Consider the following 25436-nt stretch of genomic DNA (forward strand, 5'->3'; position numbering starts at 1 on the left):
ACGGGTGATTGCATGACTTCGGCAAAACACTTCATCGGCATCGATGTCGGCACCGGGAGTGCGCGTGCCGGCGTCTTTGACGAGCGCGGCGCCATGCTCGCTTCTGCCAAGCGCGAGATTGCGCTGTTTCGCGAAGCGGGCGACGTCGTCGAGCAATCGAGCAACGATATCTGGCAGGCGGTGTCAGCAAGCACGCGGGAAGCTATCGCGAGGGCCGGTGTGCCGGCAATGTCGATTGTCGGCATTGGTTATGATGCGACCTGCTCGCTGGTGGTGTTGGGCGAGAACGGAATGCCGCTCTGCGTCGGGCCGACCGGAGAGGCCGAGCGCAACATCATCGTCTGGATGGACCACCGCGCCACCGAGCAGGCGGCACGCATCAACCGCACCGGCGAAGCGGTGCTGGACTATGTCGGTGGGGCGATCTCACCGGAGATGGAAACGCCGAAACTGCTGTGGCTGGCCGAGCACAAGCCGGAGACCTTCGCCAGCGCCTGGCAGTTCATGGACCTGACCGATTTCCTGACCTGGAAGTCCACCGGCAGCCTTGCGCGTTCCGTCTGCACGGTGACGTGCAAATGGACCTATCTGGCGCATGAGCAACGCTGGGATGAGCACTATTTCCGCACCGTGGGACTTGGCGCGCTGGCCGACGAGCAGTTCCGCCGCATCGGCACCGAGGTCATAGCCGCCGGCACGCCTCTCGGCCAGGGGCTGACAGCCGAGGCGGCGCTCGATCTGGGGCTGATGGAAGGTACGCCGGTGGCGGCCGGTCTCATCGACGCTCATGCCGGCGGCATCGGTACGGTGGGTGCACGAGGCGCTGCGGGAAGCGTCCTGACGCGCATGGCCTATGTATTCGGCACATCGGCCTGCACCATGTCGACCACCGCGGCTCCAGCATTCGTGGATGGCGTGTGGGGACCGTATTTCTCGGCGATGGTGCCTGGGCTGTGGCTGAACGAAGGCGGCCAGTCCGCCGCGGGTGCTGCGATCGATCACCTGGTGCGCATGCACCCGGCTTCGGCCGAGGCGGCAATGCAGGCCGATAAGGACGGCATGAGCCTGAGCCAATGGCTGGCAGCTGAGGCCAGCAAACGTGGCGGGGTTGCACAGGCACCTGAGCTCATCGGCAAGCTGCATGTCGTGCCGGAATTCCTCGGCAACCGCGCGCCCTTCGCCGATCCCGAGGCGCTTGGGCTGATCGCCGGCATCGGCATGGACACGGGTCTCGACGGACTGGTCGGACTTTATCTCGCCGGCGTCTGCGGCCTCGGATATGGCGCGCGCCAGATCGTCGGCGTGCTCGCCGAGAAGGGCGTTACTACTGACACGATCGTGGTCAGCGGCGGCGCCGGGCAAAGCCCGCTGGTGCGCCAGCTTCTGGCCGATACGACCGGGCTTGTCGTGGCAGCTTCGACCTCGCCGGAACCTGTCCTGCTTGGTTCAGCCATACTCGGCGCCGTTGCGGCGGGTCATTTCCCGGATATGGTATCGGCCATGGACGCGATGTCGGAGCTTGGCGAAACCTATCAGCCAAATGAAGCGCATGCCGGTTGGCACGCAAGCCGTTTCCAGGCGTTCGAACTGCTGCAGAAGGCGGGCAGGACAATTCGCGACGATGCCTGACCTCGTCTCCCGGCCGAGGGGAGGGATAGCGCCCGACCATTCTTGGGTCTATTCCTGTCTCGTCGACATGCAGCGGATGGACTTTTTCCCAACCGGTGGCGTAAGACGCTGCCAGACGGGAAAGCAAAGCCGCCGTCGATGTTTGCTGGTTTCGGGGGACAAGGCATGACTGCAGAGAATGGCAAGGCAACCGCACAAGCGGCGGACGCACTACCGCTCTTCTACCTGAACCCCGAGGCAATGAATCCAGACCGGCATGGTTCGCTCGGTCTCGCTGCGCGGACCGATTTCTCGTTTACCCGTGCTGCGCATGCATTGCCTGTCGTGACGGGCGAGATGCCCGCCGCCATGCGGTCCTACCCGATTGTCTTTGTCGGTCCCGCCAATCAGCCGGTCGTCATCACGGGGTTGCGGCAGGGCGAGAACCTGTTCGTCGACAAGGACGGCCAGTGGGCAAAGCCGCATTATGTTCCTGCCTATGTGCGTCGTTATCCGTTCATCCTTGCCGACGATGGCGGGCAGGGCAGTGGACGGCTGGCGCTCTGCGTCGACCGTGCCAGCGACCGGGTGGTCGAGCAGGTTGTGGCAGCCGCGCGCGGCGACAAGGTGCTCCCATTCTTCGCAGGCGCCGAGGTGACCGAAGCCACCAAGCAGGCCCTGGCCTTCTGCAACCAGTACCAGATGGATTTTGCCGCCACCCGCGCGATGGTCGACAAGATCGACGCGCATGGCCTCTTCGCCGAGCGCCGTAGCACCGTGACACTGGAAAATGGCGAGGTGCTCAACCTCACCGATTTCAAGATCATCGACGAGGATGCCTTCAACAAGCTGAGCGACGAGGCGTTTCTCGATCTCAGGAAATCCGGCGCGCTGACGCTGGTCTATTGTCACCTCGCTTCGACCAACAGCTGGAGCTCGCTGATCCATCAGGCGGCATTGCGGAACGTTTGATGAGGCGGGGTTGCGCCCCGATACACTGTGCAGGCATGGTGTGTGCCTGGCGCTTCCAGAGATCGGCCTGAACGACCAAGAAGAGCGCGAATGCCGCTGATTTTGCGGTGGTGACAGGGCGTCTGAGCGGCAAGCCGGCACGCTTGCGTCACAATCGACCAGCCTTTTGAAAATCAATGTCAATTTCCGGGCGCGAAAACCGAAACCGGGAACATCGTTTCGTGCTTTTTCAAGATGCACAATCTATGCGTGTGTAGAGCGTTCTCCCTGCAAACAGGGGGCGTGGCCCAAGTTGGTGTCGGTCAGAACTTTTTTCGGTCTCCGTACAAAGGGTGAAGCAAGCTTCAAAGCATCCAAATTAAACCATTCTTCGCGCTGCGATTTTTGATTGCAGAGCCCGAATTCCAACGGCATTGGGCGCGCCCACATTTCCCGCAAGCCATTATGTTAAAACGATTTTTTCTTCGGTACGACCTTTTTCGCGGTTGACGAAGAGCCGCTTCGCTCATACCCATAAATCAAATTGATTTATCTTATCCGCCGACAAGAGCGGAAGGGTCAATTCCAACCAGGGGAATCAAACCATGCGTGCCAAAAGGACGAATCCGTCTTCTTCCCGCCGGGCTGTATCGCTGCGGCGGCTGTTCGCTGGCGCTGCCTTCGCAGCGCTCTCTGTTGCGGGCGGGCTGACCGCCCAATCGACACCCGCCTCCGCCGAAGCCGTGCTCTCCATGCACATCGAGGAGCAGACCAGTTGGGTGCAGAACTTCAATCCGTTCGATCTCGGCGGGCGCCGCCAGAGCACGATGGATTTCATCTATGAGCCGCTGGTCATCTTCAATGACTATGACGGCGGCAAGCCGATCTGGCGTCTCGCCACGGCGTACAAGTTTTCCGACGATCTGAAGTCGATCTCCTACACGCTGCGCGACGGCGTAAAGTGGTCCGATGGCAAGCCGCTGACTTCGGCGGATATGAAGTTCACGCTGGAGATGATGCTGAAGAACCCGGCGGTCGACACGGTCGGCGTCGGTGAAACTGTTGCCTCCGTCGAGGCGCCGTCGCCGACCGAGGTCAAGATCAACCTCAAGGCCGTCGACACGCATTTCCCTGAAATGCTGGCTGATTTCCCGGTGGTGCCCGAGCACATCTGGAAGGATGTGAAGGATCCACTCGCCTTCAAGAACGAAAAGCCCGTCGGTTCCGGGCCGATGACCGAAGTCCGCCGTTTCACGCCGCAAGTCTACGAACAGTGCCGCAACCCGAACTATTGGGATGCTGCCAGTCTCAAGGTGGATTGCCTGAAGCTGCCGCAGATCTCCGGCAACGACCAGATGCTGGCACTGCTGCCTGAAGGCACGATGGACTGGATCGGCTCGTTCATCCCGCAGATCGACAAGACCTATGTCGCGCTCGATCCGAAGAACAACGGCTACTGGCAACCGCCTGCCGAAACGGTGGCTTTCCAGATGAACTTCAAGACGAAGAACCCCGGTAATGCCGAGGCCTTCGCCGACATCAATTTCCGCCATGCCTTCTCGCTGGCAATGGACCGCACGTCGATGGTCGACATCGCCGGTTTCGGTTATCCGGTGGTGAACCAGCACGCGTCCGGCCTGCCGCCGCGCTTCGACAGCTGGCGCAACAAGGCCGCCGAAGGCGAGCACGACGTATGGATGGCCTATGACGTCGACAAGGCCAACAAGGTGCTCGACGACGCTGGCTACAAGAAGGGCGCCGACGGCTTCCGCACCACGCCCAAGGGGCAGCCGATAGCGTTTTCCATCGCAGTGCCGAACGGCTGGACGGACTGGATCGATGCGGTGCAGATCGGCGTCGAGGGGCTGCGCAAGATCGGTGTCAACGCTTCGGTGGCGACACCGGAATACGAGCAGTGGCAGAAGCAGATTCTCGACGGCACGCTGGACGCCGTCATGAATTCCCGTGCCGATGGCCCGACGCCCTTCCGCGGTTACTATCAGTCACTGTCGACATCATTCGGGGGCCGCATCACCTCGGCGCCGTCACGCTATTCCAATGTGGAACTGGACAAGGTCTTCGACGCCTATCGCAAGGCGACTTCGGAGGAAGAGCGCCACAAGCTGTTCGACCAGGTTCAGCTGATCGTCGCCACTGAATTCCCCGTAGTGCCGGTGTTCAACGGACCCACCTGGTTCCAGTATTCGACCAAGCGCTTCACCGGCTGGGTAACCAAGGACGAACCGGTGATGAACCCGGAGGATCACGACAACAACCGCCTGCGGCTCGTGCATTTGCTGCGGCTCAAGCCAGTGCAATAATCAGGAGGGATCGGCGACGGGATAGCGGCGATGCGGATACCTCTTCGACGGCTCGGTGTCTATCTGGCCGCCTTCCTGTTTGCCATCGTGGTCAACTTCACGCTTCCCCGGCTGATGCCGGGGAGCCCGGTTGACAGCATGGTCGCCCAGCTCGGGCCGCGCGCCACGCCGGCGGCAATCGAGGCGATCAAGGCCCGCTTCGGTGCAGTCGAGCAGCCGATATGGCTGCAGTTCCTCGACTACCTGAAAGGGCTGGCCACCTTCGATCTCGGCGTATCGGTCAAATATTATCCGCAGACCGTCACCGAGGTGCTGGCCCGCTCTGCCGGCTGGACCGCCTTTCTGGTTTCCACTGCGATCGTTTTCTCCCTCTGCGTCGGCGTCTCCCTCGGCGCAGTGGCAGCCTGGCGGCGAGGCGGACGCTTCGATGCGTTCGTCTCGCCCTTTTCTGTGGTGCTGATCGCGGTGCCGCCGGTCATCATCGCGCTCGCCACGCTGTTCACTTTTGGCGTGACGCTGCGATGGTTCCCGGTGGGCTACGCCTATGACCCGAGCCTCGACCCGGGCATCAATTTCACCTTCTTCAGTTCGGTGTTCTGGCACGCCATCATGCCGGTGCTGACGCTTTCGCCTTACATGATCGGCGAATTCCAGACGACGATGCGCTCCTCGATGATCTCGGTGCTGGGCGAGGACTACGTCACCATGGGCCGTGCCAAAGGGCTCGGCAACACCGCGGTGATGTTCAGCTATGCAGCGCGCAACGCCATGCTGCCGGTGATGACCAACCTTGCGCTCATGCTGGGCGCGGTGTTCGGGGGTTCGATCGTCACCGAGATCGTCTTCAACTATCCAGGGCTGGGCCTGACTTTGTTCACGGCAAGCGTGGCGCGCGACTATCCGGTGATCCAGGGGCAGCTGCTGCTGATGACGATGGCCACGCTGGGGGCCAACCTGCTGGTCGATATCCTCTATGGCGTGGTCGATCCCAGGATGCAGGAGGGGCGGACATGAGCTCGGGTCTCAGGTTGTTCCTGCGCCAGAAGAAGGCGGTGGCTGGATTTATCATTATCGTAGCGCTCTGCCTGATGGCCCTCCTGGCACCAGTCCTGGCACCTGGCGATCCTGCCCAGCGCGTCGGACGTTCACATCAGCCGCCGACAGCCGAACATGTCTTCGGCACCACCAAGATGGGCCGGGACGTCTATTCGCAGTTTGTCTGGGGCGCGCGACCATCGCTGGCGGTCGGCTTCGCGACTGGGCTCGCGATCACGGCGATCGGGACGGCGATCGGCCTGATTGCCGGATATTTCGGCGGCCGCACCGACGCGGTGCTCGACCTGACCACCAATGCTGTGCTGGTCATCCCCAACATTCCGTTGCTTATCCTGCTCGCATCATTCGCCGGCACCGTCGGGCCGATGGCGATCATGGCCATCATCGCACTGACGTCCTGGCCATGGGGCGCGCGCATGACACGCGCGCAGACCCTGTCGTTGAAGAACCGCGAGTTCGTCGTTGCAGCACGGATGGTAGGCGAACCCTGGTGGCGCATCATTTTCGTCGAAATCCTGCCCAATCTGGTGCCCTTGATCGGCATCAACCTGGTCGGCTCGATCATCTATGCGATCGTGGCGCAGACAACACTGGAATATCTCGGCTTCGGCGATCCGTTGAATGTCACCTGGGGCACCATGCTCTACAATGCCCAGAATTCCTCGGCGATCATCGTCGGTGCCTGGTGGGACATCGGCGCGCCGGCGCTTGGCATCGCCATCGTCGGGCTGGGACTGGCGTTGCTGAACTTCACCTTCGACGAGATCGCCAACCCGCAACTCCGTTCCGGACCGGCGCTCAGCCGCTGGCTGCGGCTCAACCGGTTGCGCGCTCGTGAATTGAGGGCTGCCCGATGAACGCGCCGTTGCTTCGGATCCAGAACCTCGACGTCGACTATCTGACCGACGGTGGCGCATTCCGCGCGGTCAAGAACGTGTCCTTCGACATCGGCCGTGGCGAGTTGTTCGGGCTTGCTGGCGAATCCGGCTGCGGCAAGAGCACCATTGCCTACGCCATCACGCGGCTGTCGAAGCCACCGGCCTGGGTGGCGGGCGGCCAGGTGCTGCTCGATGAACAGGATCTTCTGAAGCTGCCGGAGACGGCGCTTCAGAAGGTGCGCTGGCGGCGCATCGGCATGGTCTTCCAGAGCGCGATGAATTCGCTCAATCCGCTGATGCGCGTTGCAGCGCAATTCCATGACGTGCTGGCCCGCCATACCGGCGCAAGCAAGGCGCAGTCGCGCGCCCGCGCCGAAGAGATGTTCAAACTTGTCGGCATCTCGCCGACAAGGCTGGACGACTATCCCTACCAATTCTCCGGCGGCATGCGGCAGCGCATCGTGATCGCCATCTGCCTCGCCCTGCAGCCGGAGCTCATCATCATGGACGAGCCGACCACGGCGCTCGATGTGGTGGTGCAGCGCGAGATACTGGAGCAGGTCATCGACCTGCAGCGCAGTCACGGTTTCTCGGTGCTGTTCATCACCCACGACCTGCATCTGATGGCGCAGCTCTGCCACCGCGTCGGCGTGATGCTGAAAGGCGAACTGGTCGAAGTTGGCGACGTGCGACAGGTCAGTCGTGCGCCGGCACACGAATATACGCGCAAACTGTGGGGTTCGATCCCGCAATTGCCGGGACATGGAGCTGCCGCATGAACGCGCAGCCGAGCCTTTCCGTCGACGGCGCCGAGGCGCTGAGCGAGCCTGTGGTGAAGCTTGATCGCATCGAGCGCAGTTTCGGCATCGTGCAGGCGCTGCGCGGCATTTCACTGGCGCTGAAGCCTGGGCGGGCGCTGGCATTGGTCGGCGAGTCCGGCTGCGGGAAGACCACCTGCGCGCGCATCATCGCTCGCATGGACGAACCGACGGCCGGCAGAATGTATTTCCGCGGCCGTGACATCACCCAGCCGGGTGACAGGGCGGTTGAGGCCGCTTACCGGCGCGCCGTGCAGATGGTGTTTCAGGACCCGTTCGCTTCGCTCAATCCCGTGTTTTCAATCCAGCACCACCTGGCGCGGCCATTGAAGTTGCACGGGCATGCCCGCAGCAAGGCAGAAGAGGTCTCGGGCGTGGCCGATCTGCTCGCTTCTGTGGGCCTCGATCCGGTCGTGACGGCCGCCAAGTTTCCGCATGAGCTTTCCGGCGGCCAACGGCAACGAGTCAACATCGCGCGTGCTCTTGCCGTACGGCCGGAGGTGCTGGTGGCGGACGAACCAACCTCGATGCTCGACGTGTCGATCCGGCTGGGAATTCTCGAGCTGCTGTCAAACATCAAGCGCGAAAGACAGCTTGCGCTGCTCTACATCACCCATGACATTGCGACTGCGGCGCATGTCGCGGAGGAGGTGATCGTGATGTTCGCCGGCCAGATGGTGGAGTGGGGTGATACGGAAACGGTGATCCGCAACGCCAGGCATCCCTATACCAAGCTTTTGCTCTCGGCGGTGCCGGATCCCGATCGGCCTTTCGTGCCGGGCGACAGCGCGCGTTTCCTTGGTCATGCCGAAGAAGTGCGCCGTATCAGCAGGCCGGCTTCCGACACCGTCGAGCAGGTTGGCGCCAATCATTTCATCCGCGCCCTCGGCGCGTGAACCAAATCTCCTGAAGCGGCAGAACAGTATGGATTACCTCGTCAATCTTTCCCTCCTGAAACCGGAACCCGCGCTGGACGAGCGCATGCTGAAAGCCGGAGTGACGATCCGGAGAGCGCTGGCCCCGGAGCTTGAACTGGTCACCGACTGGGTACGCCAGATGTTCGGCGCGGGCTGGTCGAGCGAAACGGCCGTCGCCATCATGCGCCAGCCGCCGACCTGCTTCCTGGCGACACGCGAAGAAAAGCTGATCGGCTTCTCCTGCCATGAGTCGATCGCGCGCGGGTTTTTCGGTCCCACCGGCGTCGACAAGGCGGCAAGAGGCCTCGGCGTTGGGCATGCCTTGCTGCTTGCTTCGCTGCTCGACCTGAAAACGATGGGCTATGGCTATGCCATCATCGGCGATGTCGGCCCGTCTGAATTCTACGAGCGCACGGTGGGTGCGACCATGATCCCCAACTCCGAACCGGGCATCTATGCCGGATTGTTGAAGCTGCGGCCGCACGAATAATGCGCCGGCACGTCGATGGGCGGGCAGAGCGCGATGCTGGACTTCCGCCACTCTCCGAGCTGGGCGGAAGCGCCTGAGACCTCCAGTGCAACGTTTGCGAGACTGAAAGTTTGACATGACCATACAGCCGAAATCAGCCTTCCGCCTGCAGACCCATTGGACCCCCGCCGTTGGCGGCGAGAGCTTGGCCTATTCGCTGACACTGACCAATCTCTCGGCAAAGCCGGTTTCCGGCTTCAAGCTGTGCGTGAGCGGTCCTGCCCGTATCGATCCCGCAGCGGCAGTCGAGGGGGGCGTCCTGACCGCACGTCTCTCCAACCATTCCGAACTGTCACCGCCGGAAGGCTTCGTGCTGGAATCCGGAGCGTCATGGACGGTGACAGCGCGTGGACTGTCCTATCCGCTGCGCCACTGGACCGATGGCGCCAACACCGCCTATGTCGCATTGGCCGATGGGACAACAGTACCGGTTTCCGTCGCTCCGACCCAGGCCAAGGGCGACAACGCACCGCTGAAGCGCGGCGCCGAAATCTATCCCGTGCCGCATGTGGCGCCGGTGCCGGTGTCGATCGTGCCATGGCCGAACAGCGTGTCCGTATCCGGCCGCGTCGCCGTGCCACAAGGCCTGGCGATCGAGGCCAAGGGCGAGGAAGCCACGGCAGCGGCATCCGCCTTTGCCGAATTGGTCGAAGGGCTGTTTCCGGTGGAGGGGATCGTGCGACCGGAAGGCGAGGGCGGTCTGCCGGTATCTCTGGCCCTGGCCGACGATTTCGCCCCGGAAGCCTATGTCATCCGTTTTGCCGGCGGTCGCGTGATGATCTCGGCAGCGACACGCACCGGCCTGCTCTACGGACTGATTACGCTGGGCCAGATCCTGCGCGGGGCGCGCCATCATCCCGAGACATTCCTGTTCCCGCTGGAAGGCGAGATCAAGGACGAGCCGTCGCTTGGCTGGCGTGGCACACATCTCGACGTGGCGCGCCAATTCTATGGCACAGCCGAGGTCAGCCGTTTCCTCAAGATACTGGCGTGGAACAAGCTCAACCGCTTCCACTGGCATCTGTCCGATGATGAAGCCTGGCGCCTGGAGATCGATGCCTATCCGGAACTGACCCGCATCGGCGCCTGGCGCGGTCACGGCCTGCCGTTGCCGCCGTTGCTGGGTTCTGGGCCCGAGCGGGCCGGCGGCTATTACAGCAAGGCTTCGGTGCGCGAGATCGTTGCGCTGGCGGGTCGTGTCGGTATCCAGGTGATCCCGGAAATCGACGTTCCCGGCCATTGCTATGCGATGCTGCTGGCGATCCCCGAACTGCGCGATCCGGCCGAGCACGGTGATTATTATTCGGTGCAGGGTTTCCCCAACAACTGCCTCAACCCGGCTCGCGAGGAAACCTACAGGGTTCTCGAGACCATCCTCGACGAGGTGATCGAGCTGTTCCCTTACAAGCGCATCCATGTCGGTGCCGATGAGGTGCCGATCGGGGCTTGGTCCGGTTCGCCCGAAGCACTGGCAAGACTTGCCGAACTCGCCGGTACCGACGTTGCAGCCGCACATGCCAAGCGCCTGAACGTCGTCACCAATCATCATGGCGCCGACGAAATCGACGGTTCAGGCGCTGCCGTGCTGCAGGCGCAGTTCCTTGCGCGCATTCAGAAATTCCTGGCCTTGCGCGGTTGCATCACCGGCGGCTGGGAAGAAGCCGCGCATGGCGATATCATCGACAAGGAGAAGAGCTTCCTGAATGGCTGGCGTTCTGTCGAGGTGTCGGCAGCACTTGCCGGGCGCGGCTACGATATCGTCGTCTGCCCGGGACAGGTCTATTATCTCGACATGGCCAACAGTCCTGCCTGGTCAGAGCCGGGTGCCGCCTGGGCCGGTTGGTCGGAACCACAGACGCTCTATGAGTTCGACCCGGTCGAGGGATGGACCGAGCAGCAGAAGAAGCACTTCCTCGGCATACAATCCTGCATCTGGTCCGAGCCGATGACAGACCGCGGCGTATTCGACCGTCTGGTGTTTCCGCGCATCTCCGCCTTGGCGGAGACGGGCTGGACCAGGCCGGAACGCAAATCATGGGAGCGCTTCAAGGCGCTCGCCGGCCTGATGCCTATCCTCTACGGCATCACAGCCGCGGCGTGAGGCACCGGCCTCCATCCTGGAGCGTTTCCGTTTTTCACTGAAACGCGGAAACACCCCAAGTTTTTGTTTTCGTCGCATTCTTGTAACGCCAAGTGATTCCACTTGGCGAATGCTCTCGTCACGGATGGAGGCCTCCGCGCCATGATTGTTATGGTGTCGGCCGGAAAACGCCATCCTTGTCGCGTTTCAGCGGGGCACTCTGCTCGGGAAGCGGGGCTCCGGGGGCATCGTTGATGGAAACACCCTGCGGCCAGTCTGCCGGAGCGATCGCGACATAACGCGCGTAGCCACCCGAGCCGCCCTGCGGCTTGGCAAAGCCGATCGTCACCAGTGCACCGGCCTCGGGGACCTTGTCGAGATTGGCCACGCCTTCGGCCTGCACGAAATTGTTGTGCATGAGCCAATATTCGCCCTCGAGGGTCGGCGTGGTGTCGGTGTCGAGCGGCTCGTGGCCATGAAACAGGATCTTGCGCTCCAGATGCAGGAATTTGAGCGCGTCGAGACTCACCCCTGGAAATGGCGCCTTGGCAAAGCGTTCCGGCTCATTCCATTTCTTGTACCAGTCAGAGCGCACGAACACGACCGAACCCTCCGGGATGCGGCCGTGCTTCTTCTCCCATTCCTCGATGTCGGCAACTTTGAGGTGATACCCCTCGTCGGTCTTTGCCTTCCCGCTGATGTCGATCACCACCAGCGGCCTCACAGCGAATGTCGGCGGCAGGTCGCTGATGGTGGCGCCCTTGGGATTCCAGTGTGAAGGCGGATCGAGTTGGGTGCCGTACTGGTCGGTGGTCAGGTCATAGGCGCTGGCAACGAAGCCATGCTTCTCATAGGTGAACTCCTCACCTTTTTTGACGTAACCTTCGATGTCGGCGCCGGCCACGGCCGGCTTGAATTTGGCGGGGCCGAAGCCCGGCCAGACCGGCTGCACCGGCGCGAAAGCATGGGTGAGGTCGATGTATTTCGCAGACTTCAGGGATTGTTCGTAGAATTTCCAGAATGCCGGTTCTTCCGCCGATGCGGCGCTGCTTGCGGCGAGCACGGCGCCAAGCGCGGCGAGCCGCACAAAGCTCATTGCCTTCATGATCCTCTCCTGTCGGTTTGACGAGGCAACGATCATGCAATCCTGCCGGGACGGCAAGCATGACAATTGCGCATTGGCTTGGCGTCGCGCAAAATTGCTGGTGCCGTCGCAGCCTTATGCGGTCGGCCTCAATCGAGCGGCTTCTGCAAGACGTCGAACTGGGGGTTGGTCTCGGAGAAGATGGGCAGCGCCGCGGCGCCGAGCACAGAGGTGTCCTTGCCTGCCGCACCGATCAGGACGCGGGGCACCGTGCGTGCACGGGTCGAGGAAACCGACAGATGCAGCGGCTCCAGCCGCCCCGCCAGCAGTTCGATGACGGCAAGCGGCATGAAGCCGCCCAATACCACGGTCTCCGGATCGAAGGCGAGCTCGAGGACATCGATGGCCTGCCTCAGCGGCGCTGCCGCCTGGTCGGCCCAGGCTAGCAGGCGCTCGTCACCGGCGGCCAGCAACTCGTCCAGCCTGTCGGGTGAAGCGTGGTCCGGGTCCGGCATTTCCAGGCAATCATAGGCGGCGCGCAGCGAGACATAGCGTTCCAGGCAGCCATGCTTGCCGCAGAAGCAGGCGAGTCCGTCCGGCTTGACGATCATGTGACCGATCTCGCCGGCGTTGTGACGGCTGCCCTTGTAGAGATGGCCGTCGAGGAAAAGACCGGCGCCGAGGCCCGTGCCGATGAAGAGATAGACGAAGCTGGCGAGGTTCCTGGCAACGCCGTAGAGGCGTTCGCCGATGGCAGCGGCAGTGGCGTCATTTTCGAAGGTCACAGGCAGGCCAGTCAGGCGTTCCAGTTCGGCTGCCACCGGAAAATCCTGCCAGCCGGGCAGGGCAGTTGGGCCGACCGAGGTCATGCCCTCGACATCGAAGGGGCCAGGCATCGCCATGCCGATGCCGAGCAGCCGGCTGCGGTCGAAACGGAAGGAGCGCACGAGTTCGTCGGTCATCGCCGAAAGCAAGGGCATCGCTTCTGCCGGCGTCGGTCTGTCAACTTTGCGCTCGACGCGTGCGCGCAGCGTGCCGGACAGGTCGGTGACGACGCCGACAGCGGTCTGATGGTCGAGCTGCAGGCCGATCGAATAGCCTCCGTTGGGGTCGATCGAATAAGGCACCGCCGGCTGTCCGCGTGCGCCTTTCTGCGTCGCCTCTGCGCGCAGGAGGCCTGCCCGTTCCAATTCGTCGACGATGTTGGAAATCGTCTGGGAACTCAGGGCGGTAAGCCGTGCGATCTGGGCACGCGAGAGCGCGCCGTTCGTCCTGATCGCCTCGATGACGACACGGCGGTTGTGCGACTTGGCCTGTTCGAGATTGGTGCCTGCGACGGGTCTTCTGAGGGTCATGTGAACTCTCTACGCGAGTTCCGTCGATTATGAAGGAAAATATAAGCCAATCAACTTGATTTAATTAATTTCACATGGTCTAGTTTGCGTGGCTGTCGAGGCCACACAGGCCGGGCAGCTGCCAATCGGGAGGAATCAATGAACAGCTTCTTCAAGGGCGCAGCCTGCGGGCTTGTGCTGCTGATCCATCAGTCGCTTCCGGCTTTCGCCGAGGACGTGACGCTGAACGCTATTTTCATGAAGCAGGCCGCCTACAGCGAGGACGATACCAAGGCCATGGCCAAGGCATTCGAGGGAGCCAATCCAGGCCTCAAGGTCAATCTGGAGTTCGTGCCTTACGAGGCGCTGCACGACAAGATCGTGGCGGCTCAGGGCGCCGGCTCTTCTGGTTACGACGTTGTCCTGTTCGACGTGATCTGGCCGCCGGAATTCGCCACCAAGGGCTTCCTGCAGGATGTCACTGCCCGCGTCCCCAAAGGCGATCGGGACAAGGTGTTCGACGGTGCGTGGACCACGGTGGACTATGACGGCAAGATCTGGGGCATGCCCTGGATCCTCGACACCAAGTATCTGTTCTATAACGAGGATATGCTGAAGCAGGCGGGTATTTCTGCTCCGCCCAAGACCTTCGAGGAACTGGCCGAACAGGCCAAGATCATCAAGGACAAGGGCATCGCCAAATATCCGATCGTATGGAGCTGGAGCCAGGCCGAGGCGCTGATCTGCGACTACACGTCGATGGTGGGCGGCGCCAAGGGTTCTTTCACCCAGGATGGCAAGCTGTCCTTCGACACGGGCGGTTCGGTCGAAGCCGTCAACTACATGAAAAAGACGCTCGATGACGGCGTCACCAACCCGAACTCGCGCGAGTATCTGGAAGAGGACGTGCGCAAGGTGTTCTCGGCAGGCGAAGCCGCGTTCGCGATGAACTGGACCTACATGTTCAACATGGCCAACGACCCGAAGGAGAGCAAGATCGCCGGCAAGGTCGGCATCGTTCCGGCCCCAGGCTTCAAGGGCAAGGCCGAAGCCTCCGCCATCAACGGCTCGATGGGGCTGGGCATCTCCGCCGGTTCCAAGCATCCCGACGAGGCCTGGAAGTTCATCACCTTCATGACCTCGCAGGAAACCCAGAACAAATACGCCAAGCTCAGCCTGCCGATCTGGAAATCGTCCTATGAGGATCCGGCGGTGACCAAGGGGCAGGAAAAGCTGATCGACGCTGCCAAGGTCTCGCTCGGCGTGATGTTCGCCCGTCCGATGACACCATCCTATCCGGAACTGTCGTCGATTCTGCAGAAGAACATCCAGCAGGTGCTGCTCGGGCAGGCTTCGACGGACGACGCCATGAAGGCGGCGACCAAGGCCGCCGGACGGCTGCGCTAGGCCGCCGGCGCTTCGAGGGGAGAGCACAGCCGTCATGGCCCCAGCCCAACAGGACCGTACGGCTTGGCTTTTGCTGGCGCCCATGATTGCGATCATGGTGCTGGTGACGGCGTTTCCGCTCCTCAACACCCTGTGGCTGGCGTTTACGGACGCCAGCCTCACCGGCCAGGGCTATGTATGGCAATGGGTCGGGCTGGAGAACTTCGCCTACATTCTCGATGACAGCGACTTTCGCGCTGCCGTCGGCCGCACCGCCTATTTCACCGTGCTGTCGGTTTCGGCCGAAGTGGTGCTCGGCGTGCTGGTTGCACTGCTGCTCAATCAGGAGTTCAAGGGCCGCGCCGTGGTGCGGGCGCTGCTGATCCTGCCCTGGGCACTGCCCACCATCGTCAATGCGGTGATGTGGCGTCTCATCTACAATCCCGAATATGGCAGCCTGAATGCATTGCTGACCCAGGTCGGCCTGCTCGATGCCTATCGCTCCTGGCTGGGCGACCCTGCAACGGCGATGAACATGGTCATCCTCGCCGACATCTGGAAGAACTATCCGCTGATCGCTCTGATCGCGCTGGCGGGTCTGCAGACTGTACCGAAGGACCTCTACGAAGCCGCGATCATGGATGGGGCGAATGCCTGGACGCGGTTCTGGAAGATCACGCTGCCGGGCATCATGGGCTCGCTCAGCGTTGCCATGGTGTTGCGCGCCATCGAAGCCTTCAAGGTCTTCGACATCTTCTATGTCATGACGCGTGGCGGGCCAGCCGATTCCACCAAGACGGTGTCCTTTTTTGTCTACCAGGAGTCCTTCACCTATCTGCGCGCCGGCAGCGGTGCCGCCTATGCACTGACTGTAACCGCGATGAGCGCGCTGATGATTTCGATCTACGTCGTCATGCTGGTGCGGCGGGAGAAACGCTTATGAGACGCAGCCTGACCGCCACCATCCTGGTCTATGCCGCCGTAGCGGTGTTCGTCGCTTCCATTCTGGCGCCGGTCGCCTGGCTGTTCATCATGAGCATTTCGGACGCCAACGACCTCACCACGATCCCGCTGCGCTGGATTCCAGAACAACCGGATTTCTCGCGCTATGCGCGGCTGTTCTCACTGGAGGAGGGGTCCGCGGGGCTCGCCTTCCTTTCGGCGCTGCGCAATTCCGTAATCGTGGCCGTCAGTGCCACGGCGATAGCACTCGCAGCGGGCATTCCCGCCGCCTACTCGTTTTCGCGGTTTCCCGACCGGATGCCGCTGCTCTATGCGGTGATCGTCACCTACATGATGCCGCCGGTGGCGCTGATCCTGCCGCTCTACAAGGTGTTTTCGGCGCTCGGCCTGCTCAACAACGTCACTTCGCTGATCATCGTTTACTGCACCATCCTTCTGCCCTTCGTGACCTGGCTGATGAAATCGGGCTTCGACAGCGTGCCGGTGGAGATCGAACAGGCCGCGTCGATCGACGGGGCAAACCTGTTCCAGATCCTGACCCGCATAACGCTGCCGGTCGCAGCCGCCTCGGCAGGTGCTGCCGCGCTTTTCGCGCTGTTGCTTGCCTGGGACGAGTTCTTCTATGCGCTGCTCTACACCAGCGATACGCGTGCCAAGACCCTGCCGGTGGCGATCGCCGACTTTGCTGCGGGTCGCGCTACCGACTACGGGCTGATCTCGGCAGTCGGACTGCTGGCGGCGTTGCCGCCGGTGCTGATCGGCTTCTTCCTGCAGAAATCGCTGCTTTCCGGTCTCTCGGCGGCAGTGTGAAAGGCTGACCATGGCGACGGAGACGACAAGCGGCAAGGGGCTTGCATTGCTGCAGGCCGAGATGGCGCGGCAGGGCGCGGACGCGATCGCCTCGTTGACGGGGAATGAAGCAATGGCAGCTGAACTGGCTGCCAGCATCATGCGCACTGGTCGGCTGGTTCTGATCGGCATGGGCGCTTCGCACTATGCCAACCGCATGGCTGAAACGTCCTGGCGCCGGCTTGGTGTTGATTGTCGGGCTGAGACCGCTGGCGATGTTCTGCTGCAGGATCTACCGGCGCAGGCCCGTACGCTCGTACTGGTTTCGCAATCCGGCGAATCCGGGGAAATCCTGCAGTTGCTGGATCTGCTGCCTCCTGGCGCCGACCTTTTTGGGATGACGCTGGCACCGCAGAGCACACTTGGGCTCAGCTTGCGATGCCTCGTCGGCGTCGGCGGCCAGGAAGTCGCGTTCGCGGCGACACGCAGCCTCACCATCACGCTGGCCCTGCATGCGGCAGTCCTGGCGGCAGCAGGTGGTGAAATCGGCAGCTTCGCGGCCACCCTTGCCGCATCGCGTCAGTCCGCATTGGAAGAAGCCGTTGAGGCGCTGGCACAGAAAAATTCGGTCATCATCGCCGGGCGGGGCGAACTGCGGGGACTTGCGGAAGCCAATGGTCTGATGCTGATGGAACTGGCCCGTATTCCGGCGTTCGGTTTCGAATTTGGCCAGTTCCGTCACGGCCCGCTCGAGGCACTGGCGCCCGATCTGGGCGTGCTCCTCCTGCGTGGGCCTGGCGCGCTTGGCGCCGGTACGGCGACGCTCGCCAGGGCAGCACTTGGTGCTGGGACCGTGCCGGTGATCTTCGATTGCAGTGGTGAAGCGCCGATCGAAGGCGCGGTGACCGTCGCATTTTCAAGCAACGAGGGGCTGTCTGCGGTCGCCGCGATGCTGCCTGCCTTGCAAAAGCTCATCATTGCCGTTTCCAGCCGCAAGGTAGCGGGAGTTGGCGAACCGGTGCGCTCGACGAAAATAACCGGAATTGACCATGAAGCATGAACGCCCGCACCGGCCATCCATCCACGTTATCGGCGGCGTCATGGTCGATCTGATCATGGGGCCGGTGACGCCCTGGCCGCGTCCCGGAACCGAGACCTTCGTAGATCATTCGGAATTGCGTGCAGGCGGGCCGGCGGGGAACACGGGACTGGCACTCAAGGCGCTGGGCATACCACACCACATCGTCTGCAACGTCGGCAATGACATGTTCGGCGCCTGGCTGATCGAGACATTCGGCGAGGTTGCCCGCACCTGGCCCCAGGTGGCGACACCGACCGCGCTGTCGGTCGGTGTCGAGCATCCGGGTGGCGAGCGATCGTTTCTCACCACGGCAGGCAACCTTGCCGTACAGACCCCGGAGAGCATGCTGGCCATGTTGCCGGAGGAAGCAACTGCCGGTGACATTGCGCTGCTGACCGGCTCCTTTCTTTATCTCGACCTGATCGAGGTCTTCGAAGCGATGCTGGCCACCGTCTCGGCGCGCGGTTTTGCAGTTGCCCTCGATACCGGCTGGCCCTCGGACGGCTGGACCGATACGATCAAGGCGTCCACCGTTGCCTGTCTTGCGCATTGCGATCATGTGCTGCTGAACGAAATCGAAAGCCTTTCATTGTCTGGTGAACAGACTGTGGAAGCGGCGGCCATGTGGCTCGCGAAGCGTGCCAAACCCGGTGCCATTGTTGTTATCAAACGCGGCGGCGACGGCGCTTCCGCCTGGCGCGACGGGGAGGTCACACATGTGCCGGCGCCTGCCGTCGCGGTGATCGACACCACCGGCGCCGGCGACACCTTCAACGCCGGTTATCTCGGCGCTCTGCTGGATGGCGCTACGCTGGAGGATGCGCTGCGCGCCGGCGTCGCTGTGGCTTCGGCGGCGATCGCTTCCTCGCCGCGGCGTTACGTTTCGCTGGACGTGGCACTGCGCTGAAATTCTTCTCGGCCCTGACGCCTTGACATGCCGGCCGAGCCCAGACTTGTTGGGCAGGTGATACGGGCCCGCTTGTTGGCCTGGTGCCGACAAGGAAAAGCATGCGCGCGGCCAAGGGGAAGGCAAAAAGCGACAACGGTGCCGAAAAGCCGATGCCTGCGGTTCGCCGGGCCGGCTCCAGCGTGCACGCACATGTCGCCAACGAGATCGGCCTTGCCATCGTACGTGGCGACTATCCGCCCGGCACCATCCTGCCCAACGAAACGAAATGGGCAGAAACCTTCAACGTCAGCCGTTCTGCCGTGCGCGAGGCGATCAAGATGCTGATGGCCAAGAGCCTGCTTGCGTCCCGCCCCAAAGTCGGCAGCCGGGTCGAGCCGCGCGAACGCTGGAACCTGCTCGACCGGGATGTGCTGGGCTGGTACGCCACGTCGCCTGACCGTGGCGCTTTCCTGCGTACCGTGCAGGAGTTCCGTCACCTGATCGAGCCGGAAGCCACGGCGTTCGCCGCCATGCGCAGGACGGAAGAGCAGATGGAGGAGATTTCCCGCGCCTGCCGCGACATGAACAATGCTCCAACCCTGGAAGAACGCACGCGCGCCGACACACGCTTTCACCTCGCCATTCTGCGCGCGTCCGGCAACGATCTGCTGGTACCGCTTGGTGTCTTGATCGAACAGGCTTTCGACCATTTGTTCGTGCATGTGACGCGTGAGGGCGACGATCTCGAGACCGCCCAGAAGCTGCACGAACTGGTCGAGAAGAACATCCGCCTGCAGCGTCCCGATGCAGCGCGCGCCGCCGTGCGCAAGCTGCTTGCCAACACCGACAAGGTGGTGGGGCGCGAACCTGAATGAGCCCCGTAACATGACGCAACGCCCGAATGTGCTTCTTATCTGCGCCGACCAGTGGCGCGGCGACTGCCTGTCGGCACTTGGCCATCCCAATGTGCGCACGCCGAACCTCGATGCACTGGCGGCGGACGGGATGCTGTTTCGCAAGCATTTCGGGCAATGCACGCCATGCGGGCCTTCGCGCACCAGCCTGCTGACCGGGCTCTATCTGATGAACCATCGCTCCGGCCGCAACGGTACGCCGCTCGATGCGCGCCACACCAACATCGCGCTGGAGGCGCGCAAGGCCGGTTATCGGCCAGCCTTGTTCGGTTACACCGACACCAGTGCTGATCCACGCGATCTCGACGCCAATGATCCGTCACTCAAGACCTATGAAAGCGTGATGCCGGGATTCGAGGCGGCGCTGCATCTGCCTGACGAAATGGAAGAATGGATCGCGGACCTTCTCGCCAAGGGTTACGACCTGCCCGGCGGCCGGGCTGATGTCTTCCGTCCCAAGTCCGGTTTCGAAAAACCTGACGATCGTGGCTTCCGCTACATTCCGACGGTCTATCCGGCCGAGCACAGCGAAGCTGCATTCCTGACCGACGCGTTCCTGAAATGGCTTTCGGTCCGGCGCGACAGCCCGTGGTTCGCGCATTTCGTGTTTCTGCGGCCGCATCCGCCGCTGATCGCGCCGGAGCCCTACAATGCCTTGGTCGATCCCGCAGCTGTGAGCTTGCCGGCGCGCGCCGCAAGTCTTGCCGAGGAAAAAAGGCAGCATCCGATGCTTGCCTATGAGCTGGATCGGATAAGTGTCCCGGGTGGCTATGACGAGCACAGCCCGTTTGATCCGGTTTCGGCCAGCGAATTGGAAATCCGGCAGATGCGGGCGACCTATTACGGGTTGATCGCCGAAGTCGATCATCACCTTGGCCGTATCATCGAGCATCTGAAGCGAACCGGCGAATATGACCGTACGCTGATCATCGTCACCAGCGACCACGCCGAAATGCTTGGTGAGCATCATGCCTGGGGCAAGGAGGTCTATTTCGACGGCGCTTTCCATCTGCCGCTGGTGATCCGCGATCCGTGCGCCGACGCCGATGCTGCGCGCGGCACGACCGTGGAGGTCTTCACCGAGGCTGTCGACGTGATGCCGACCGTCCTCGACTGGCTCGGGCTCGAGAAGCCGCGCGCCTGCGATGGCCGCTCGCTGTTGCCGCTGCTGCGCGGTGACACACCCGCCGACTGGCGGAACGCGATCTTCTTCGAACATGATTTCCGCACCGTGGCGACGCAGAAGGCTGAGGTGACGCTCGGCATCACGTCCGATCAATGCAGCTATGCGGTCATCCGCGACGACCGCTTCAAATATGTGCATTTCGCTGCTTTGCCGCCGCTGCTGTTCGATCTCGTAGAGGACCCGGACGAGACGACCAATCTGGCCGAGCGGCCGGACATGACGCCGACGGTGCTGCACTATGCTCAGAGGATGCTCGACTGGCGGCTGACTCATGCCGAGCGCACCCTGACCAACATGATGATCACGCAGGCCGGCGTGGTGTCACGGCCTTGAGGCAATCAAGCTGGTCTTAAATTTTGATCCAGCTTGGTGCTGCCGGCTGCGGGACCTGGAAAGGTAAGGGTGGGGTGCCGAAAGTGGAGCCCGCATCCCGACATGAACCAGCATCCCATCCCGTCGGGGAGCAAAGTCTCCGTCATTGATGGCCGCGAGGCCTGGCTGAGGCTTGCCGTTTCCGTTGTGCTGGGCACGATTGGTGCTGTCGGTATGTGGGCGGTGGTTGTCGTGCTGCCCGCCGTACAGGCCGAGTTCGGCGTCGACCGTGCCGATGCGTCGTTGCCTTATACAGCCACGATGATCGGCTTTGCCGCCGGCAACGTGCTGGTCGGGCGCGCGGTCGACCGCGTGGGCTACTGGATGCCAGCGCTGTTGTCGTCGCTGACACTCGCCGCGGGCATGATCCTGGCATCTTTCGCCGGTTCGATCCTGCAGTTCACGCTGGCGCAGGGAATTCTCGTCGGCTTCGGCACCGCTGCGATCTTCGGGCCGCTGGTGGCCGACATTTCACACTGGTTCAACCGTCGCCGCGGTGTCGCGGTCGCAGCCGCCGCCTGTGGCAACTACCTGGCTGGCGCTTTATGGCCCGTGGTGATGCCGCTGCTGATCGCTGCCGAGGGATGGCGCTTCACCTATCTGGTCATAGGTATCTTCTGCCTCGTCACCATGATCCCGCTGGTGCTGATGATGCGGCAACCCGCACCGCGTGAAGCTTTCGTGACCTCACCTTCCTCGACATCCCGTCGTGTGCAGCCGATCGCACTGTCACCTGCAACCCTGCAAGGCCTGCTGATCATCGCCGGTTTCGGTTGTTGCATGGCGATGGCGATGCCGCAGGTGCATATCGTCGCTTACTGCATGGACCTTGGTTACGGCGTGGCGCGCGGTGCCGAGATGCTGTCGCTCATGCTTGCCGGCGGCGTTGTCAGCCGGCTGGTGTCCGGCTTCGTTGCCGACCGGATCGGCGGCATCAAGACGCTTTTGATCGGCTCGGCGCTGCAGTGCCTGTCGCTGTTGTTCTACATTCCCTTCGACGGGCTGGCGTCGCTTTACATCGTCTCGCTGGTGTTCGGCCTTTCCCAGGGCGGCATCGTGCCCTGCTACGCGATCATCGTGCGTGAATACATGCCCGCGGCCGAGGCTGGACAGCGCGTCGGCCTGGTCATCATGGCGACCATCATCGGCATGGCCGTGGGGGGATGGAGTTCGGGCTGGATCTACGATCTTACCGGTTCTTACGCTGCCGCATTCCTCAACGGCATCGCCTGGAATGTGGTGAACCTGGCCGTGATGGTGCTGGTCCTGTGGCGGGTAGGGCGGTCTCGGCCCGCAACCGCGTAACCAACAAGACAGCCGACCGCGTTTCGCGGTCAGTTCGATTGGGAAGACAGCTCCAGCGGATAATCGTCGTTATCGGCGTCGCGCATCGCCGCCAGGCTGCGGTTGTCGAGCACGTCGGCGATCGCCTGGCGCACTTCGAGCATCATATGGCGGACTTCGCAGGTTTCCTCGTTGCAGTCCTCGCAGCGCTGGTACTGCGTGCGGCTGGCGCAAGGAATCGGCGCCAGCGGGCCGTCGAGCACACGCACGACGTGGCCGATCTTGATCTCGGCCGCCGGACGGGCGAGGCGATAGCCACCGTCCTTGCCCTTGCGGCTCTGCACGAAACCGGCATTGCGCAATTCACCAAGGATGGCGTCGAGGAACTTCTTCGGGATGTTGTTGGCGACGGCGATGTCGTTGACGAAGGCCAGCTGTCCGGCCGGCATCCGCGACAGATGCACAAGGGCCTTGAGCCCGTACTTGCCTTTTTTGGTGAGCATGCCTGTCACTGCCTGAGCCGCAATCCCGTCAGCCGTTTGCCGGCTGTTTGTGCGCAAATCATGGCAAAACGGTCGGCCAGGACGCACGAAGAGAGAATAGAGTCCAGTTTGTCGATATACAATAAAAAGAGCGTTGATTTTTCGTGCGTTTTCGAAACGCGAAGGCTTTGTGCTACAAAAATGGCACTGTTGTCTTCGCAGAAATGAAAAAGCCGGCTTGCGCCGGCTTCTTCTCGATTGTCTGCCCGGAGAAACGGGTTCAAATTGAACCAGCCTGGGTCAGCGGTTGCCGTAGATCTCGTCCAGCAGCGCACCCTCGCCGAAGTGATCCTTCTGGACTTTTTCCCAACCACCGAATGCGTCTTCGACCGTGACAAGCCGAACTTCGGGGAACTTGTCCTTGAATTCGGCAGCGACCTTTTCGTCGCGCACACGCAGGCCGTTCTCCGCCTCGATCTTCTGGCCTTCCGGGGTGTAGAGGAAGTCGAGATAGGTCTTGGCGAGCTCGCGGGTGCCATGCTCATCGGCAACCTTGTCGACGATTGCGACCGGGAATTCGGCCAGCAGACTGACCGACGGGACGATCTGCTGATATTTGTCGGTGCCGTATTCGCGAGCGATGCCCTGTGTCTCGGATTCGAAGGTTATCAGCACGTCGCCGATGCCACGTTCTGCAAAGGTGGTGGTTGCAGCGCGGCCGCCGGTATCGAACACCGGCACGTTGTTGAAGATCTTGGAGACGAACTCCTTGACCTGGGTTGCGTCGCCCTTGAACTTCTCATTCGCATAGGCGGTCGCTGCCAGATAGGTATAGCGCGCATTGCCGGAAGTCTTCGGATTGGGGAAGATCACCTGGACGCCGTCGCGGGCGAGATCATCCCAGTCCTTGATGTTCTTTGGATTGCCGGCTCTCACCAGGAAGGAGGGCAGGGAATAGAAGGGCGAGGCGTTGTTGGCAAAATCCTTCTGCCAGTCCGCCGAGACAAAACCCTGCTTGACCAGGAAGTCGACATCCGGAACCTGGTTGAAGGTCACCACGTCCGCGCCAAGGCCCTCGACGATAGAACGGGCCAGCTTGGAGGTGCCGGCATGCGACTGGTCGATGGTCACACCCGGATGCTTCTCGATGAAAGCCTTGTTGACCTGCACGAACAGTTCGCGGCCGACGTCATAGGAAGCGTTGAGCAGTTTCTCGGCGGCAGAGGCGGGCACTGCTGCGAGGATCAGGCCAGCCAGCGCAACACCGGCGAGCAAAAGGCGTTTCATGAAAGGACTCCGTTGGAAAAATTTACTGCGGAAGTCCGTACATTAGAACCTGATACCACAAAGACGAGGAATGCCGGTCTGTAGCCTTCAATAGGATTAGAAAAACCATCCTGAAGATTGGTGATTTCAGAATGGTTTTTCTTCTTTGTCGACGTAACGCTCGCGCGCTCCTAGTTTCCGGCGCCCTTAACCGGAAACAGCTTCCAACGGCTTGGCCGGAAAGCGATGCGGCTTTTCTGGGTCGCGATATGGTCGACAGGCAGTTCGATCTCGACGCGTTGGCGTTCGCCGCCGATCTCCAGTTCGACGCGGCGCGTACCGGCGACGCGGCGGCTGGCAACGACCGTGCCGGCGATGCAGCCGCTGCAACCATCGAGCAGCTCGATGTCGTGCGGGCGGAAATAGAGCAGGGCATCGCCGGGCGGATGGTTCGGTGCCGACAGTCCGATCGGCCGATCAGCGATCCAGACCTGGCCGTCGGTGATCCTGACAGGCAGCGAGCTCGATTCGCCGATGAAGCCGAAGACGAAGGGCGAATTCGGCGTGTCGTAGACTTCGTCGGCGGTTCCGATCTGCTCGATCTGGCCCTGGCTCATCACGACGACGCGGTCAGCGAGCTCCAGCGCTTCTTCCTGGTCGTGGGTGACGAAGACGGTGGTGTGACCGGTGGTGTCGTGGATCTCGCGCAGCCAGCGACGCAGCTCACGGCGGACCTGTGCATCAAGCGCACCGAAAGGCTCGTCGAGCAGAAGCACCTTCGGCTCGATCGCCATGGCACGGGCAAGCGCGACACGCTGGCGCTGACCGCCTGAGAGCTGCGCGGGATACCGCTTCTCCAGCCCGGAAAGCTGGACGAGGTTGAGCAATTCCGAAGCACGGCCGCGGATCTCTTCCTTCGACGGGCGCGTGGCGCCGGGGCGGACCTTGAGGCCGAAGCCGATATTGTCGGCCACCGTCATATGCCGGAACAGCGCGTAGTGCTGGAAGACGAAGCCGACATTGCGCTCCTGGATGGTCTTGCTCGACGCATCTTCGTCGCCGAAGAAGATCTTGCCGGCTGTCGGCCGCTCCAATCCTGCGATCAGCCTGAGCAACGTGGTCTTGCCCGAGCCGGAAGGTCCAAGCAGAGCGATCAGCTCGCCCGAGCGAATGTCGAGAGAGACATCCCGAAGCGCCGGAAACCGATCGAATTCCTTGCGTACATTGGCAACGCGAACTTCCATCCAA

23 protein-coding genes are annotated in these 25436 nt (G+C 62.2%); 17 read left to right on the top strand and 6 right to left on the bottom strand.

Annotation, left to right across the window (positions count from 1 at the left end; translation table 11 throughout):
* Nucleotides 1-12 precede the first annotated feature (12 nt).
* The 9 genes from C1M53_RS21735 to C1M53_RS21775 all read left to right on the top strand — a co-directional run bounded on the left by C1M53_RS21735 (nucleotide 13) and on the right by C1M53_RS21775 (nucleotide 11179).
* On the top strand, nucleotides 13-1629 hold the full coding sequence (locus tag C1M53_RS21735) for an FGGY-family carbohydrate kinase (protein ID WP_129414124.1): 1617 nt from the start codon (nucleotides 13-15) through the stop codon (nucleotides 1627-1629).
* Between the two features lie 165 nt (nucleotides 1630-1794).
* The gene (locus tag C1M53_RS21740) at nucleotides 1795-2580 is read left to right on the top strand and encodes a SapC family protein (RefSeq protein WP_129414125.1); all 786 of its coding nucleotides are present in this window, start codon (nucleotides 1795-1797) and stop codon (nucleotides 2578-2580) included.
* A gap of 584 nt (nucleotides 2581-3164) precedes the next feature.
* A complete protein-coding gene (locus C1M53_RS21745; RefSeq protein WP_129414126.1) occupies nucleotides 3165-4880 on the top strand; it encodes an ABC transporter substrate-binding protein in 1716 nt (571 codons plus the stop codon).
* A 30-nt stretch (nucleotides 4881-4910) separates the two neighbouring features.
* Complete coding sequence (locus tag C1M53_RS21750; RefSeq protein ID WP_129414127.1) at nucleotides 4911-5894, top strand: ABC transporter permease; 984 nt, start codon at nucleotides 4911-4913, stop codon at nucleotides 5892-5894.
* Nucleotides 5891-6793 (top strand): ABC transporter permease, encoded by a 903-nt coding sequence (locus C1M53_RS21755; protein WP_129414128.1) that lies wholly within the window; start codon nucleotides 5891-5893, stop codon nucleotides 6791-6793. The genes C1M53_RS21750 and C1M53_RS21755 overlap by 4 nt, the downstream gene beginning before the upstream one ends.
* A complete protein-coding gene (locus tag C1M53_RS21760) occupies nucleotides 6790-7593 on the top strand; it encodes an ABC transporter ATP-binding protein (protein ID WP_129414129.1) in 804 nt (267 codons plus the stop codon). Before C1M53_RS21755 ends, C1M53_RS21760 begins: the two co-directional genes overlap by 4 nt.
* Complete coding sequence (locus tag C1M53_RS21765) at nucleotides 7590-8528, top strand: ABC transporter ATP-binding protein (RefSeq protein ID WP_129414130.1); 939 nt, start codon at nucleotides 7590-7592, stop codon at nucleotides 8526-8528. Before C1M53_RS21760 ends, C1M53_RS21765 begins: the two co-directional genes overlap by 4 nt.
* Nucleotides 8529-8556: 28 nt before the next feature.
* A complete protein-coding gene (locus C1M53_RS21770) occupies nucleotides 8557-9039 on the top strand; it encodes a GNAT family N-acetyltransferase (RefSeq protein ID WP_129414131.1) in 483 nt (160 codons plus the stop codon).
* A 115-nt stretch (nucleotides 9040-9154) separates the two neighbouring features.
* The gene (locus tag C1M53_RS21775) at nucleotides 9155-11179 is read left to right on the top strand and encodes a beta-N-acetylhexosaminidase (RefSeq protein WP_129414132.1); all 2025 of its coding nucleotides are present in this window, start codon (nucleotides 9155-9157) and stop codon (nucleotides 11177-11179) included.
* Between the two features lie 148 nt (nucleotides 11180-11327).
* Here C1M53_RS21775 and C1M53_RS21780 read toward each other — a convergent pair whose 3' ends face one another.
* Nucleotides 11328-12254 carry a cyclase family protein gene (locus C1M53_RS21780; protein WP_207213140.1) on the bottom strand — a complete coding sequence of 309 codons (927 nt, stop codon included), beginning with the start codon at nucleotides 12252-12254 and terminating at the stop codon, nucleotides 11328-11330.
* 137 nt (nucleotides 12255-12391) lie between these two features.
* Complete coding sequence (locus tag C1M53_RS21785; protein ID WP_129414134.1) at nucleotides 12392-13597, bottom strand: ROK family transcriptional regulator; 1206 nt, start codon at nucleotides 13595-13597, stop codon at nucleotides 12392-12394.
* A gap of 138 nt (nucleotides 13598-13735) precedes the next feature.
* Here C1M53_RS21785 and C1M53_RS21790 point away from each other — a divergent pair, with 138 nt between their 5' ends.
* The 8 genes from C1M53_RS21790 to C1M53_RS21825 all read left to right on the top strand — a co-directional run bounded on the left by C1M53_RS21790 (nucleotide 13736) and on the right by C1M53_RS21825 (nucleotide 22461).
* Entirely contained in the window at nucleotides 13736-14983 is a 1248-nt protein-coding gene (locus C1M53_RS21790; RefSeq protein WP_129414135.1) for an extracellular solute-binding protein, read from the top strand.
* Between the two features lie 34 nt (nucleotides 14984-15017).
* On the top strand, nucleotides 15018-15905 hold the full coding sequence (locus C1M53_RS21795; RefSeq protein ID WP_129414136.1) for a sugar ABC transporter permease: 888 nt from the start codon (nucleotides 15018-15020) through the stop codon (nucleotides 15903-15905).
* Nucleotides 15902-16735, top strand: coding sequence for a carbohydrate ABC transporter permease (locus tag C1M53_RS21800; protein WP_129414137.1), 834 nt, complete (start codon nucleotides 15902-15904; stop codon nucleotides 16733-16735). The genes C1M53_RS21795 and C1M53_RS21800 overlap by 4 nt, the downstream gene beginning before the upstream one ends.
* A gap of 10 nt (nucleotides 16736-16745) precedes the next feature.
* Nucleotides 16746-17774, top strand: coding sequence for an aminotransferase (locus tag C1M53_RS21805; protein WP_129414138.1), 1029 nt, complete (start codon nucleotides 16746-16748; stop codon nucleotides 17772-17774).
* Nucleotides 17764-18702: a carbohydrate kinase family protein gene (locus tag C1M53_RS21810; RefSeq protein WP_129414139.1), complete on the top strand. Its 939-nt coding sequence runs from the start codon at nucleotides 17764-17766 to the stop codon at nucleotides 18700-18702. Before C1M53_RS21805 ends, C1M53_RS21810 begins: the two co-directional genes overlap by 11 nt.
* A gap of 152 nt (nucleotides 18703-18854) precedes the next feature.
* On the top strand, nucleotides 18855-19559 hold the full coding sequence (locus tag C1M53_RS21815) for a FadR/GntR family transcriptional regulator (protein ID WP_245488637.1): 705 nt from the start codon (nucleotides 18855-18857) through the stop codon (nucleotides 19557-19559).
* A 10-nt stretch (nucleotides 19560-19569) separates the two neighbouring features.
* The gene (locus tag C1M53_RS21820; RefSeq protein ID WP_129414141.1) at nucleotides 19570-21117 is read left to right on the top strand and encodes an alkaline phosphatase family protein; all 1548 of its coding nucleotides are present in this window, start codon (nucleotides 19570-19572) and stop codon (nucleotides 21115-21117) included.
* A 102-nt stretch (nucleotides 21118-21219) separates the two neighbouring features.
* Nucleotides 21220-22461, top strand: a complete 1242-nt coding sequence (locus C1M53_RS21825; RefSeq protein WP_129414142.1) for an MFS transporter — start codon at nucleotides 21220-21222, stop codon at nucleotides 22459-22461.
* A 29-nt stretch (nucleotides 22462-22490) separates the two neighbouring features.
* On the opposite strand, the gene C1M53_RS21830 is transcribed toward C1M53_RS21825, so the two are convergent.
* The 4 genes from C1M53_RS21830 to C1M53_RS21845 all read right to left on the bottom strand — a co-directional run bounded on the left by C1M53_RS21830 (nucleotide 22491) and on the right by C1M53_RS21845 (nucleotide 25432).
* The gene (locus C1M53_RS21830; protein ID WP_129414143.1) at nucleotides 22491-22943 is read right to left on the bottom strand and encodes an Rrf2 family transcriptional regulator; all 453 of its coding nucleotides are present in this window, start codon (nucleotides 22941-22943) and stop codon (nucleotides 22491-22493) included.
* A gap of 5 nt (nucleotides 22944-22948) precedes the next feature.
* Nucleotides 22949-23206, bottom strand: a complete 258-nt coding sequence (locus C1M53_RS21835) for a hypothetical protein (RefSeq protein ID WP_129414144.1) — start codon at nucleotides 23204-23206, stop codon at nucleotides 22949-22951.
* Nucleotides 23207-23222: 16 nt separating this feature from the next.
* Nucleotides 23223-24209 carry a sulfate ABC transporter substrate-binding protein gene (locus tag C1M53_RS21840; RefSeq protein ID WP_129414145.1) on the bottom strand — a complete coding sequence of 329 codons (987 nt, stop codon included), beginning with the start codon at nucleotides 24207-24209 and terminating at the stop codon, nucleotides 23223-23225.
* A 170-nt stretch (nucleotides 24210-24379) separates the two neighbouring features.
* The gene (locus tag C1M53_RS21845; protein WP_129414146.1) at nucleotides 24380-25432 is read right to left on the bottom strand and encodes a sulfate/molybdate ABC transporter ATP-binding protein; all 1053 of its coding nucleotides are present in this window, start codon (nucleotides 25430-25432) and stop codon (nucleotides 24380-24382) included.
* Between the last annotated feature and the right edge of the window lie 4 nt (nucleotides 25433-25436).

The organism is Mesorhizobium sp. Pch-S (assembly GCF_004136315.1).
Classification (GTDB): domain Bacteria; phylum Pseudomonadota; class Alphaproteobacteria; order Rhizobiales; family Rhizobiaceae; genus Mesorhizobium.